Raw genomic sequence first — 12948 nt, 5'->3', positions numbered from 1 at the left:
ACGAGGCCCAAGGTGAAAGCGATGCCGGTTGTTTCGCGTGGGTGCTGGCGGTTCCTGTTCGGAATCCTGCTGGCAGGATGCTGGATTCCTGCCACGCTCCAGGCGGGCACCTTCGAAGTCGAATCTCGCCGCGATCTGGCGGTGATGAAACGCAAAATCCTTGCCGCCCAATTTCTCTCGCGCGCCACGTTCGGCCCGACGATCGAAACGATCGAAGCGTTGGCCGAGCGGATGGGGCAGATCGGGACGCGCCGGGCGTGTGAAGAGTGGATCGATCGTCAGATGGATCTCCCGCCCAGCTTGCACCGTCCGTTGATCATCGACATGGTGTCTCGCGACGGGTTCACGACCACGCAGGACAACGCCTACATCCAACGGTATCGCTATCACGCCTGGTGGCACAACGCGCTCGCTGGTGAAGATCAGCTTCGCCAACGCGTCGCCTGGGCGCTCAGCCAGATCCTGGTGACCAGCGAAGACGGCGCCGGCTTCAATGATCGCAATCCCGGGCATCACAGCGGGCAAGGGCGGTGGATCGGGCCGAGTAGTTACTACGACTTGATGGTCCGGCACGCGTTCGGGAACTATCGCGAATTGCTTGAAGACGTGACGTACCATCCGGTCATGGGTGTGTACCTGAGTCACATGCGGAACCGCAAAACCGACGTGGCGGCCAATCGGTTTCCCGATGAGAACTACGCCCGCGAAATCATGCAGCTGTTTACCATCGGGTTGTATGAACTACGGATGGACGGCTTGTTAAAAGTCGACGGTGACGGCAACCTGATTCCGACCTACGACAATGAAACGATCAAGGAGTTTGCCAAGATCTTTACCGGGTTGGCATTCAAACCGCATCCCAACGCGACGGGGACGGGACGTTTTTACTGGGGCAACGATCTGGAAGCCCCGATGGAAATGTTCGACTTCGAGCATGAGCCTGGTACCAAAACGCTGCTCGGCGGCCAGGTCGTTGGCAGTGATGAAATCGTCGACGGGGAAGCGGACATCGATGCCGCGTTGGACAACCTGATGGCCCACGACAACGTGGCGCCGTTCATCGCCCGACGATTGATCCAGCGGTTGGTCAAAAGTAACCCGTCGCGGGCCTACATCTATCGCGTCGCACGCACGTTCAATGACAACGGGCAGGGTGTGAAAGGGGATCTTGGCGCGGTCGTCAAGGCGGTTCTTTTGGATCCGGAACTGTGGCGAGGGCAACGTCTGCTGTCGCGACGCGATCCCTACCGTGTGGAGGTGGTCGTCCGCGGAACCGACTTTTCATCCCTGAGCGAACCGGTCATTCGCTACACCCGCTTGTTGCGCGGGCTGCACGCCACGAGCAGCCACTCCAGCGGCCGCATGATGCTGATGCCGATGGATTACAGCTGGAGCCAGGAACCGTATCGTTCGCCAACGGTCTTCAACTTCTACCTTCCCGATTACCAGCCGCCGGGCGATTTGTTGGGATACACACCGCCCCGCCGGGTCCCCAACGGATTCCTGGCCGCGCCAGAGTTTCAGATCAAGACGCCGGTGACCTCCAATCGGTTGGCCGCTCGCTACATCTGGGACATTTCTTCGCAGCGTTCTCAGCAACGCTGGAGTAACAACAGTGCCGGATACTCGCACAACAGTGATTTGTATTTCGATCTGGAGATGGAAAAGGCGTGGTGCACCGAAGACGAGGACATGCACCGTTTGATGGACCACTTGGACCTAGTGTTCTGTTACGGATCGATGCCGGAAGATTACCAGGAAGCCGTGGTCCAAAAGATTGCCTCGCGAACCGCCTGGATGAAAAACAATGCGACCTGGCGACCAGACATGGAAGATCAGCGAGCAGAATCGGCGATCATCGCCACCGTTTTGACACCGTTTGCGGCGATCACCGATTGACCCGCCGCGACCCGCCGCGACCCGCCGCGACCCGCCGCGACCCGCCACGGCCCGCCACGGCCGCAACGGTTCGGCCGGCGGACCTTTCCGTTTGTTTTTCCCATCCATAGATTCTCTGTCCATCCGGTCGCCGGAGTCCGTTCGATGATTCGAAAGCATTTGATCGACCGTCGCCCCCTGCGACGGGACCTGTTGAAAATGGCGGGCGGATGTGCCGCGCTCACCAACACTTCGTTGCTGTCGACGTTGTTCAGCCTTTCGGCCACCAACGCGGCGGTCGCCGCCAATGACTTGTCGGGTTACAAAGCGCTGGTATGCGTTTTCCTGTACGGCGGCAATGATTCCTTCAACATGCTCTCGCCGTTGACATCCGGTGAACGCGAGGACTACCTGGCCGCCCGCGGCGGTGTGTACGCCCCCGGCAACGGAGCATTGGGGTTGCCCGAGGACGGCTTGCACACAATCACCGACACGACGAACGGTCGGACGTTTGCCATTCATCCGGCGATGGGTGACCTGAAGACTCTGTACGATGCCGGAGATCTGTCGTTCCTGTGCAACGTGGGTAGCCTGGTCGAACCGACGACCATGAACGACTACCAAAGCAAATCCAATCTGCCGCTGGGGTTGTTTTCGCATGCGGACCTGCAGCGACACTGGATGACGTCGGTCCCGCAAACCCGTTCGCAGGTGACCGGCTGGGCAGGGCGGATGGCGGACATGATTTCCGACAACGTCAACACCAATCCAAACATCTCAATGAGCATAGCGCTCAACTCGGTCAACATGCTGCAGACCGGCGGATCGGTGGTTCCGTACATCGTGACCAGTTCGGGCGCCAGCGAAGTCAATTGGTACGGCCAAACTTGGACCCAGGCGAGGATCTATTCGGAACTGACCGATGACGTGCTGGCACGATCCTACAGCAACCTGGTGGAAAAGACGTTCGCCGGTGCGAACCGAAACGCTTTGGACGCGGCGATCGAGTTCAATGCGGCGACTGACGCCGTCACGCTGAACACCACGTTTCGGACCAATGGCAACGCCTTGGCCAGCCAGCTGGAAATGGTAGCCAAGACGATTGGCGCCCGAACACAGATCGGGCAGAGCCGACAGATCTTCTTTGTCAGCTTGGGCGGTTGGGACAACCACGATGAACTGATCGACAACCAGCAGGTGAATCTGGGACGCGTCGCGGAGGCCCTGAAGGACTTTTACGATGCCACGGTGGAGTTGGGGGTCCAGAACGATGTGGTGACATTCACCGCCAGCGACTTTGCCCGAACCCTCAACAGCAACGGACGCGGCAGCGACCATGCCTGGGGAGGCAATCAGATCTTGATGGGCGGCGGTATCCGCGGGAACCGGTTGCATGGCCAGTACCCGATGTCGTTGGCGCCGGGGAATGCTTTGGACCTTGGCCGCGGTCGCTTGCTTCCGACCACGTCGGTCGACGAGTTGGCTTGCGAACTGGCGATGTGGTACGGCGTGTCGAACGACAGCAGCATGGAGGCTATCCTGCCGAACATCCGGAATTTTCCGACCGCGGGCGGTGGTGCCTATCCGATCGGGTTTCTGGCTTGACCCGCAGCGGTTGACCAAACATCTGGAATCGAACTGCCGCTCAATCCAGCGTGTCGTCGGCCAAAGGTTCCTTGCCGTTGGCGGTCGCCAATGCGGCAAATGTTTTGGGCGACAACGTGTTGGGTAAGAAGTGACCCCGGCCGTCCACGGTCGCCATCGTCACGCCATCATCCAGCCAGCCGCCCGGTTCAACACCCACGGTACCATTGATCACACCACGCATTTTGGAGAAGTCCAGGTCGACCGGTTCGGCCCAGGCCCCCAGCGAGGTGCTCAGCGGTGGCGCGCCGCTGATGACCAGGATGGTCTTGGACGGATCGTCACTGATGTTTGTCGGTGACAACGGGCCGCTTGTCGGAAACAACGTCCCGGGCCCGGTTAGCAGATAGTAGCCCGACTGGCCGCGCGATCGACGAAGATCCGATGGGTGCTGGTAGACGCCGGGAGTCTCGTAGCTGGCCTGCAGATTGATCTCGTCATCCCACGGCTTGCTCAAATCAAACAGGTCGTAGGTTTCCTGTTCGCCCAGGTACGGCAGGATCAAGACACGCCAGGAGTGCAGAGGCCGGCCGGCATCGTCACGCAAGATCGCCGGCGGGTACGTGCCGTGGTCGGCCGCGTACGCGTTCAAGGCTCCGGCGATCGCTTCCAGGTTCTTGATCGACGCGTTGCGAAGTCGCATCTCTGTCAGTCGCGTGACGCTGGATCCGCCGAACCGGACCACGGCAAAGATCAGGCAGACCAGCAGGGTCAGCACGACGCCGGCGGCAATGATCACGCCCACCGGCCGTTTGCCGTCGACCGACGCGGAGTTCGCGTCGTCAACCTCGGAATTTGCGAAGTCGGGAATCTGAATCGGACTGCCGCAGGAAAAGCATTCACCAACTTGTCCGCTGTAGCGATCGTCCACCCGGGTTTTCGAACCACAGTGGGGACAGGTAAACAGGTACGGCATGGCGTCAAAACAAATGCGGTGCGAACCGGCGGGGCAGGGCGGTTCCATCGCCAACCAGGTCACTGGGATGCCCGGATACAGGTCGGCCCAGATACGGGGCTGCCAGGATACAGGTCGGCCGATACAGCGGCTGCACCGCAGTACCCGCGACAGCACCCAGCCGGCCGAAGGCCAGGCGAAGCCTTGTGGCGATGGAATCAAGTGGACCGGCGGCTTCGGCCAACTCCGTTTAGTTTAAGGGACCTTCCGTTGAAAGTGGTACTCCAACGCGTCGCTCAGGCCAGTGTTTCTGTGCAAGGCGAAGTCATCGCAGAGATTCAACGCGGATTTTTGGCGTTGGTCGGGATCGGGCAAGAAGATGATCCGTCGGCGGTGGACTGGATGGCGGCGAAAACCGCGGTGCTTCGAGTTTTTGAAGATGACGCCGGGAAAATGAATCGATCAATCCAAGACATTGGCGGCAGCGTTCTGGCGGTCAGCCAATTCACACTGTACGGCGATTGTCGCAAAGGCCGGCGTCCCGCCTTCACCGCCGCGGCGGCTCCCGAGACCGCCAATCGATTGTACCAGCACTACGTCCAGCGACTTCGAGACCACGACCTGCACGTCGAAACAGGAATCTTTGCCGCCGACATGCAAGTCGCGCTAATCAATGACGGACCGGTCACGATGCTGTTGGAACGCTGAGGCGGGAAGGATCAACGCGGCACCACGGCGATGAGTGGTATGCCGATTTTATTTCCACCGACTTTCATCGGACGTCGAGTTTCCGATTCCGAATTGCGGCGGTTGCCAGGCCGGGTCCTGGAGATTGGGTTTGGTCCAACCCCGCTGGGGCCAGCTGCCCGGAGACGGATCGGCGTCGATCTGCCACCCCGGGGCTGTCAGGTCGTACTTGGCTCTCTCCCGCAATCTGGCCGCGATTTCGTTGTCGCTCCACGCGGTGTAAATCAGCCCGAACAGGATGGCATAAATCCCGACGTTGGAAATCGGATCGGAGCCGAAGAACTTCAGGGCGGTTCCGAATGATTTTTTGGTGCGGATCCGTCCGACACCGACTTCGACGGCCCAGATCTCGTCCAGGATCAGGTGCACCAGAAATCCCAGCACCACGCCGAACGCCTTGTAGGCTCGGACGCCATCGCTTTCGCAGGGAGTGACCAGGTAAGTGATCAGGCCGGCCGACGCCGCCGCGGGCAAACTGTGCCACATGCCCCGGTGGATCGTGAATCGTTTGAAGAATTCAAACAAACCGAAGCGGATCGCGACGTAGATCAACATCGCACCCAGCGCCATCGATTCGTGCGAGAGTCCGTAGTCGCGAAAGCGTTGGATCATCATCACCGGGACGACCGCCGCGACGAACATGCTGATCTCTCGCAGCGGAACGCCGCTATCGCTGTCCAGGTCGGGAAGCATCCCGCTGACCGAACACAGGCCTCCGGCAATCATGCCGTTTTCCAGCGTCATGGATTGGGTCGTCACACCCCAGTAACCGTAGGCGATCCCGGTGAGCGTGCTGACGCTAATGTGCGTTTTAAAATCGGCCACGCTGGAAACTGATGATCGAAATGGCGGTGCAGGGCGGGGGACTGCGGAGAAAGCATCCTGGTACATACCGCTTTCGCGCGGTTGGTGCCAAGCCGAATCGCTCTTCGTTTTCACGCCCGACTTCTCTATAAGTCGCTCCCGGACCCTTGGTGTCAGTTGCCCCTCGGTGCCGGGCGCCGGGGGAAACGTATTTGCTGTCAATCGGTTTCGCGCGCCGCCCCCGCCCGTCGGTACTCGCCCGTCGGTCCCCAGCCATTGGTCCCCCAGCCATTGGTACCGTGCGACGCGCTCCCGCCCCCTGTCCGAACGAGAAAGGTTTCGTGGAGATCTACGACATCGTGATGTTGGTCGTGCTGGTGTCGGCCGGCCTGTTCGGCGCCGTCAAAGGTTTCGCCTGGCAACTGGCGTCAATCGCCTCGATCGTGTTCAGCTACTTTGTCGCGTATCGATTCCGCGAACCGCTCAGCCAGTCGATCCAGGCGGAGCCGCCGTGGAACCGGTTCTTGGCCATGCTGATCCTGTTCGTCGGGACATCGCTGGTGGTGTGGGTCGGGTTCAACATGGTTCGGCAGACGATCGACCGGATGCGATTGAAAGAATTCGATCGACAGATCGGTTTTTTGTTTGGGCTGTTGAAGGGGGCGTTGTACTGCACCTTGATCACCCTGTTTGCCGTGACGCTGATGGGAGATTCGGTCCGCACTAAAATCGTGGCGAGCGGTACCGGCCGATTCATCGCCCGCAATCTGGACCGCAGCGAATCGGTGATCCCGCCGGAAATCCATCACTTCGTCCGTCCCTACCTGGATCGATTCGACGCTCAGTTCCAGGACCAGGCGATAGGAGGTTCCTCGTCTCCGGCGGCGCCCTTCGTCCCGGGATCGGGTGACGGGGCGACGGGACTGACGCCACAGACGATCTCCGAATGGCAGCAGGACTGGCAGTCCTTCCAGACGCCATCCCCCGCGACGTCGCAGCCCCCGGCTAATCCGTCGATCGGTGGCCCGTCAACGATCGCTCGTCCCGCCGGGTGGCGGCGGCAGTAGCAAAGCGCTCCTCCACGTCCGACAGCACACGCAGCGGTGCTGCTCAGAGCCTGGTCGTCAGCTGTCTGGCGACGGCGGCAACGGCGGTCATTCGAGTTGACCAACCGTGTGTTAAACAGTGGTGCGTTGGTCGCTTAGCGGGATGCTGTCGGCCGCGAATCCCACGCCGTCTTCGTGTAGCCGGGCAGTGGAACGTGCCGAGTCGCAATGCGAGCAGCCACCAGACCGGGAATTCGCTCAAACACGGGGGTTTTTCGACACTCAATACAACATAAGAGTGATTATCGGACGTTGCGGAAGCGGTGTTTTGCCCGGCAAATTGCCGTCTTTGGCTGCTTCCCTGGTGGCTTTCATCGGCTGCGTGACGACCCAGTCGTGGACTGCTTGGAGGTCCATTGAAGTGCTCGCCGCTGTCGTTTGTCGCGGTCCCTCTCGGTGGAGTGATCGCCGCTTGCCGGCCGCCGAAAGATTGGCCGTCGGCGTGACCGGATTCGCTGCTTCGATCAACGGCCGTCGCCGAGGCCGCTGCGGCGTCATTTGGTTGGTTGTCGACAACCAAGCCCGCCGTGGCGCTCGGTTGTCGACAACCAATGAATCGGCGTCAGGCTGACGCCGATTCCAGGAACACGCCGATGCGTCGGAACTTCTCGTAGCGGGCATCAAGCAGCTGATCCATGCTTTTGGATTCCAGGTCCGTCAGTGTCCGCGAGAGATAGGTTTTCATCCGCGACGCCATCTGATGGTGATCGCGATGGGCTCCGCCGAGCGGTTCGTCCAGGACATCGTCGACCACGCCCAGCCGTTGCAGGTTGTCGCTGGTGAATCGCAGCGCCGCGGCGGCCTTGGGGGCGTGTTCGTGGCTTTTCCACAAGATGCCCGCACAGCCTTCGGGGCTGATCACGCTGTAATAGGCGTGTTGCATGACGGCGATTCGGTCACCCACGCCGATTCCCAGTGCGCCTCCGGAACCGCCTTCGCCGATCACGATGCAAATGATCGGGGTTTTCAGCTGGCTCATTTTGAACATGCTTTCGGCGATCACTTGCGCCTGGCCGCGTTCTTCGGCCCCGACGCCCGGATAGGCGCCCGGGGTGTCGATGAAGCAGATCAGCGGCAGCTTGTACTTTTCGGCCAGCCGCATCTTCGACATCGCTTTGCGATAGCCTTCCGGATGGGCGCAACCGAAGTGGCACGCGGCGCGTTCTTTGAAGGTCCGGCCCTTTTGATGGCCCAGCACCATGACTTTGAAGCGGTCAAGTTTGGCGAAGCCGGACAGCATCGCGCGATCGTCACCGTAGTGTTTGTCGCCGTGAAGTTCGACAAAATCGTCGAAGGCCAGATTCAGGTAGTCTCTGGTGTACGGTCGATTCTTGTGGCGGGCGACTTGAACGGTCTGCCAAGGGTCGAGCGATGAGTAGACTTCACGGAGTTGCTTCGCCAAATCGATCCGCAAGCTTCTCAATTCGCCTTCGGATTCGTCATCGCGTTCGGTTTGACGTTCCAGCGTGCTAATGCGGCTTTCGAGTTCCGCGATCTCAGTTTCAAAATCGAGTCCGGGTCCGGCCATCGATCAGGTTTCCTCTTCTGGTTCCAGTTCGTCGCGTGACGGTTTGCGGATCATGTCGTCGGCGCCTCGGATTCCCGGCATGTTGTCGAACACACTGATCTCGGGTTTGCGAGGTCGCTTGTTGAATAATTCCATCGATCGGATTTCCTTCAGGAATTCCCACAGCGATGGCGGTCGGTCCGCCGGGCTCTTGGCCATCATCGATTTGATCAAGTCGGCGAATGGCTTGCTGATGTTTTTGTTGTAGGCGATCGCGCTCGGGATCGACGACTGAAGGTGGCGATTCAGCAAGTCGTTCGGGGTGTCGCCGGTGTACGGCGGTTTGCCGGTCGCCATTTCGAACAGCACGCAGCCGAACGAATAAATGTCGGTGCGCTCGTCGCAAATCTTGCGGCGGATCTGTTCGGGCGCCATGTAGCTGCGGGTGCCCTTGGCCAAACTGGCGCGGTGAAAGATCTTGCTCAGCCCGGTCTTCTTCTTCTCCGAAATGGTGAAGTCGATCAACTTGGTTTCGCCGTCACGGCTGACCAGGAAATTGTCCGGCTTGACGTCCAAGTGGATCCAGCCGCGGGTGTGCATGTAGTACAGGCCCTCGGCGGCCTGTTCGATGATCTTGTCCAGCATGAAGGCCAGCGAATCTGGTCCGCGTCGCAGTGCCTGTTTGATGTTCAATTCGCTAAACAGCTCCAGCACCAGGAACGGCCGGTCGTTGGCGGTCTTGAAATCCAGGATCTTGATGATTCGCGGGCTGTTCTGCAGATCCTGTCCGACGTTGTACTCGTGTTTCAACATCGCGACTTCGGACTTGTCCTTCGCCATCGAGGCCTTCAGGATCTTCAGCGCGTAGCGCTTTTGTTCGTGCTCTTCGACTGCTTCCCAGACCTCGGCGGTTGATCCAGATCGGATCAGCCGGGTCAGCCGATAGGGTCCGTAGAAATCGCGGGTCTTGGTCATCAGTCACCGTGCGGACGGGAGGGCGCCAGAGAGGGGGGTGGTGCGCCTGGAAGAGCGGAAAACTTTGCCTCATTTGCCAAAGGTTCACCAACCGTTAGAAGCGGCATGATAGTTGACGCGGCCCCTGACGCGAAAGGCTGGATCCGCAGCAGAACTGCCCTGCCCCGCCGCCCGGAGGCTAGCTTTCGCCCGTGAATCGGCTGTAAATCTCGCGAATCCGCCGGGTCATCGTCTCGTGACGGAATTGCTCGGTGAAGCGTCGCCGCCCTTCTCCGCCCAGCCGCTGCCGCAAGCCACTGTCTTGGCTCAGACGGATCAGCGCGTCCCCCAGGGCCGCCGTTTGGCGTGCCGGGATCAGAAACCCGGTCTGGTCAGAGATCACCACTTCGCGGGCGCCGTCGACGTCGTAACTGACCGCCGGTTTCCCGGCGATCAAGGCCTGCGGCAACGCCCGTGCCAGCCCCTCACGCAGAGACGTGTGGACCAGCACGTCCATCGCGCCGATCAGCGGCGGGACGTCCTCGGGCGGCACCAAGCCGGTGAAAATGAAGTGACGGCCAAGTTGCAGGGATTCGATTCGGGCCTTCAAGGCGTCTTCCAGGATGCCGCTTCCGACCAGCAGAAAGACCACCTGCGGGCACTGACGGACGACCGCCTGGGCCGCTGCAATCAAATCGTCATGACCCTTGAGGTGAAACAGACGGGCGATTTTGCCGATCACCACCTGGTCAGCGAGAATACCGTACTTGGCCCGAACCGCGTCGCGATGGCGATCCGCTGCCAGGAAAGGATCGACATCCATTCCGCTGTAGACCGTGGTGAATTTCTCTCTCGGCGCGACGCCGGCCTGGACCATCAGGTCGGTCATCGCATCGGCAACCGAAATCAAATGATGGCATCGGGATCCCGCCCACCGTTCGCAACGTCGAAAGAACTCTCGCGCTGGACGTGGCTGGAAGCGATGGAACGGCGCACCGTGCACCGAATGGATGACCGCAGGAATCCCCATCGACCAGGCGGCATGACGCCCCAGCAATCCGGCCTTGGCGCTGTGGGTGTGGACCACTTGCGGATCAAATTCGGCCAGGGTGCGACGGATCGCGCGTGCCGCCCGCAGGTCTCGCAGCGGATCGATGTTGCGGCGTAAATCCGGAAGCAGCTTGATTCGCAACTCCCCTGCCCTGCCCCGACCGTCGCCGGCGTCCGCGAAACCTGAACGCTGTAACAGGTCGCCTTCGGGGCCGAGCGCCGGTCCCGTGATCAACATCACGTCGTCGCCGTACTGGTCAATCAAGTCGCGACAATTCAGCAGCGTGTTTTCCTGCGCACCGCCAATGATCATTCGTGTGATGATGTGGGCGACGCGCAATGGAGATTCAACGATCTGCGAGGTGTCGGATGAAAAACAAAGCTCGGCGACGGCAATTCGTCAGGACACGGTCGCCGCTGAACCGGATTCGGCGAACCGGTCGTTATCAGAGATGCTTTTTCAGGAAGTCATCGATATCGGAAACCACTTGGGAGATCCAGTCGGCTCGGTTCCAATGTCCATGCTTGGCGCCTTCGTGGACAACGATCTGGTTCGGAATGTTGAGGGCGTTCATCTTGTCCCTCGCTTTTTCGTTGCGATCCGGGTTGTCCTGGCTGCCGCACAGGAACAGAGTCGGGGGCATCGAGGCGTCGATTTTTTCCAGGGCGTCGGCCAGGTGGTACAACTGCGGGCATTCGGTCAGATTCCCGTCCAACCAGACGTTGCTGTTGGATTGATCCCGCTGGTGGATGGAACGTTCGGCGACCGGACCGGTGGCGATTTCCAAGGGGCCCGCCATGACAACCGCGGCGGCCAGGGACGAGTCGGCATCACGATCCGCGGGAGACTTCAACTCGGGTACGTCGTCGCCCGCCGCCATCAGCCCGACCAAGTGGCCTCCGGCCGAACCGCCGACCGCGGCGATGCGCTTCGGGTCAATGCCCAACTCCTTCGCCTGCGATCGCAGGTAAACGGTTGCCGCGTTGCAGTCGCGGACGCCGGCGGGAAACGTGGCTTCGTGAGCCAAGCGGTACTCGATCGCCGCGGTCACATACCCCCGTTCTGCCAACCGAATCGCCAGGGCCCGAAACTTTGTTTTGTCACCATTGATCCAGCCGCCACCGTGGACAACGATGACAGCCGGTTTGGCCGCATCGTTTGATTGCGGCACGAACAGGTCCATCAGCAATTCACGTTTTCCGTCGACCGCATAAACCCGATTGAACTCGGCCCGGATGCCATCGGGGATCGCGGTCGAGGTTGGCGAGTCGTCGTTCTGCGGCTGCGTCGGACGATTTGGCATCACACCATAGGCAGACAGATCGTGCTGATACAAACCGCCAAAGGTGCTGACAAACAAGGTCCGGCCCTGCGTGCCGGCGATTGTCACGTTGATCGGGCGTTGGGGAGTCGTCAGCGTGCTGATCAGATCGCCGGACGGATCGAAGACGACGACCGACTGGGCACCACAGACGTACAGGTTGCCGGCCCGGTCGACGCACATCCCGTCGCCCTTGTAGCCGTCGGTGGTTGCGGGCAACTGGCAAAAAAGTTCGGCAGCGTCGCCGCTGGGCTGGTCGCCGGTCAAATCGATGCGAAAGATGACTCCCAGCCGCGCTGAGGAGACGTACAGCCGTTTTCCCGACGGCGAGAGCGCGATGCCGTTGGGTGAATCCAAACCGTTGGCGATGATTGACTGGTTTCCCTCCGGTGTGATCTTGCGCACCAGGCCTTGGCGGGTGAGCGTCGTGTAGACGTTGCCCTCGGCATCGACGGCCAAGTCGTTGGGGCGTTCTTGCGAATCGAAGGCGGCAAACGTCTTGATCTCGCCGCCCGGCTGGAACGTCAGGATTCTCGCGTCCCGGTTGTCGGCCAGGTACAGCTGGCCCAGCTGGAAACATGTCCCGGAAATGGCCAGCGAGTCCAGAACCGTTTTGGGCGGTTGATCCGGTTTGCGAAGATTGAACGCCAACAACTTTCGGCCTTTGACGTCGGGCACGTACAGGGTCGCTGCCCCGTCCCAGGCGGCGCCGTCGGCCAGTTCGAAATCATCACTGACAAGCATCGGGCGATCGTCGGGACGCAACACGGGTCGGCCGGCGATGGCAGCGTTGGGGGGCACCAGCGGCGACGTCGCCGCGACGATCAAGACGGGCAACAGCAAGGATCGGATCATTCCGGGATGCCTGGGCAAATGGGACGAAATGCGCCGACGGTGACGCCGAAACATGATACTCCGTCGGCGTGCCCCGGGAGAACGCCGGGAGTGGTCCCCTGCCCTGCCCCGCCGATCGGCATGTCGAGTCACATTCGATGGGTCGAGCAGCCAACAAAAAAGCCCGACGCTTTCGCGCCGGGCCGA

At 60.6% G+C, this 12948-nt stretch carries 10 protein-coding genes; 4 read left to right on the top strand and 6 right to left on the bottom strand.

Going from position 1 to position 12948, the window contains the following annotated elements:
* Positions 1 to 21 precede the first annotated feature (21 nt).
* On the top strand, positions 22 to 1899 hold the full coding sequence (locus FYK55_RS08895; RefSeq protein ID WP_150076045.1) for a DUF1800 domain-containing protein: 1878 nt from the start codon (positions 22 to 24) through the stop codon (positions 1897 to 1899).
* Between the two features lie 144 nt (positions 1900 to 2043).
* Positions 2044 to 3483, top strand: coding sequence for a DUF1501 domain-containing protein (locus tag FYK55_RS08890; protein WP_150076044.1), 1440 nt, complete (start codon positions 2044 to 2046; stop codon positions 3481 to 3483).
* 40 nt (positions 3484 to 3523) lie between these two features.
* Here the strand turns inward: FYK55_RS08890 and FYK55_RS08885 are convergent, their stop codons facing one another.
* Positions 3524 to 4639, bottom strand: a complete 1116-nt coding sequence (locus FYK55_RS08885) for a DUF1559 family PulG-like putative transporter (protein ID WP_235908541.1) — start codon at positions 4637 to 4639, stop codon at positions 3524 to 3526.
* Between the two features lie 54 nt (positions 4640 to 4693).
* On the opposite strand from FYK55_RS08885, the gene dtd reads away from it, so the two are divergent.
* Positions 4694 to 5125 (top strand): D-aminoacyl-tRNA deacylase, encoded by a 432-nt coding sequence (gene dtd, locus FYK55_RS08880; protein WP_235908575.1) that lies wholly within the window; start codon positions 4694 to 4696, stop codon positions 5123 to 5125.
* A gap of 48 nt (positions 5126 to 5173) precedes the next feature.
* Here the strand turns inward: dtd and FYK55_RS08875 are convergent, their stop codons facing one another.
* A complete protein-coding gene (locus tag FYK55_RS08875) occupies positions 5174 to 5989 on the bottom strand; it encodes a metal-dependent hydrolase (protein ID WP_235908540.1) in 816 nt (271 codons plus the stop codon).
* 278 nt (positions 5990 to 6267) lie between these two features.
* On the opposite strand from FYK55_RS08875, the gene FYK55_RS08870 reads away from it, so the two are divergent.
* Complete coding sequence (locus FYK55_RS08870) at positions 6268 to 7035, top strand: CvpA family protein (RefSeq protein WP_235908539.1); 768 nt, start codon at positions 6268 to 6270, stop codon at positions 7033 to 7035.
* 601 nt (positions 7036 to 7636) lie between these two features.
* Here FYK55_RS08870 and FYK55_RS08865 read toward each other — a convergent pair.
* The 4 genes from FYK55_RS08865 to FYK55_RS08850 form a co-directional block, all read right to left on the bottom strand.
* The gene (locus tag FYK55_RS08865) at positions 7637 to 8602 is read right to left on the bottom strand and encodes an acetyl-CoA carboxylase carboxyltransferase subunit alpha (protein ID WP_150076041.1); all 966 of its coding nucleotides are present in this window, start codon (positions 8600 to 8602) and stop codon (positions 7637 to 7639) included.
* A gap of 3 nt (positions 8603 to 8605) precedes the next feature.
* A complete protein-coding gene (locus FYK55_RS08860; RefSeq protein ID WP_150076040.1) occupies positions 8606 to 9556 on the bottom strand; it encodes a serine/threonine protein kinase in 951 nt (316 codons plus the stop codon).
* Positions 9557 to 9734: 178 nt separating this feature from the next.
* Positions 9735 to 10898 (bottom strand): glycosyltransferase family 4 protein, encoded by a 1164-nt coding sequence (locus FYK55_RS08855; RefSeq protein ID WP_235908538.1) that lies wholly within the window; start codon positions 10896 to 10898, stop codon positions 9735 to 9737.
* Positions 10899 to 11031: 133 nt separating this feature from the next.
* The gene (locus FYK55_RS08850; RefSeq protein ID WP_161604381.1) at positions 11032 to 12762 is read right to left on the bottom strand and encodes an SMP-30/gluconolactonase/LRE family protein; all 1731 of its coding nucleotides are present in this window, start codon (positions 12760 to 12762) and stop codon (positions 11032 to 11034) included.
* Positions 12763 to 12948: the final 186 nt, after the last annotated feature.

The sequence above is a fragment of the Roseiconus nitratireducens genome, from assembly GCF_008629675.1.
GTDB classification, from domain to species: Bacteria; Planctomycetota; Planctomycetia; order Pirellulales; family Pirellulaceae; genus Stieleria; species Stieleria nitratireducens.
This window is presented reverse-complemented; position numbering and strand designations above follow the sequence as displayed.

Excerpts from the sequence above, each read along its gene's own strand:
- FYK55_RS08860 (WP_150076040.1), bottom strand. The coding sequence starts at position 9,556 with ATGACCAAGACCCGCGATTTCTACGGACCCTATCGGCTGACCCGGCTG.
- FYK55_RS08850 (WP_161604381.1), bottom strand. The coding sequence starts at position 12,762 with ATGATCCGATCCTTGCTGTTGCCCGTCTTGATCGTCGCGGCGACGTCG.
- FYK55_RS08865 (WP_150076041.1), bottom strand. The coding sequence starts at position 8,602 with ATGGCCGGACCCGGACTCGATTTTGAAACTGAGATCGCGGAACTCGAA.
- FYK55_RS08895 (WP_150076045.1), top strand. The coding sequence starts at position 22 with ATGCCGGTTGTTTCGCGTGGGTGCTGGCGGTTCCTGTTCGGAATCCTG.
- FYK55_RS08855 (WP_235908538.1), bottom strand. The coding sequence starts at position 10,898 with ATGATCATTGGCGGTGCGCAGGAAAACACGCTGCTGAATTGTCGCGAC.
- FYK55_RS08890 (WP_150076044.1), top strand. The coding sequence starts at position 2,044 with ATGATTCGAAAGCATTTGATCGACCGTCGCCCCCTGCGACGGGACCTG.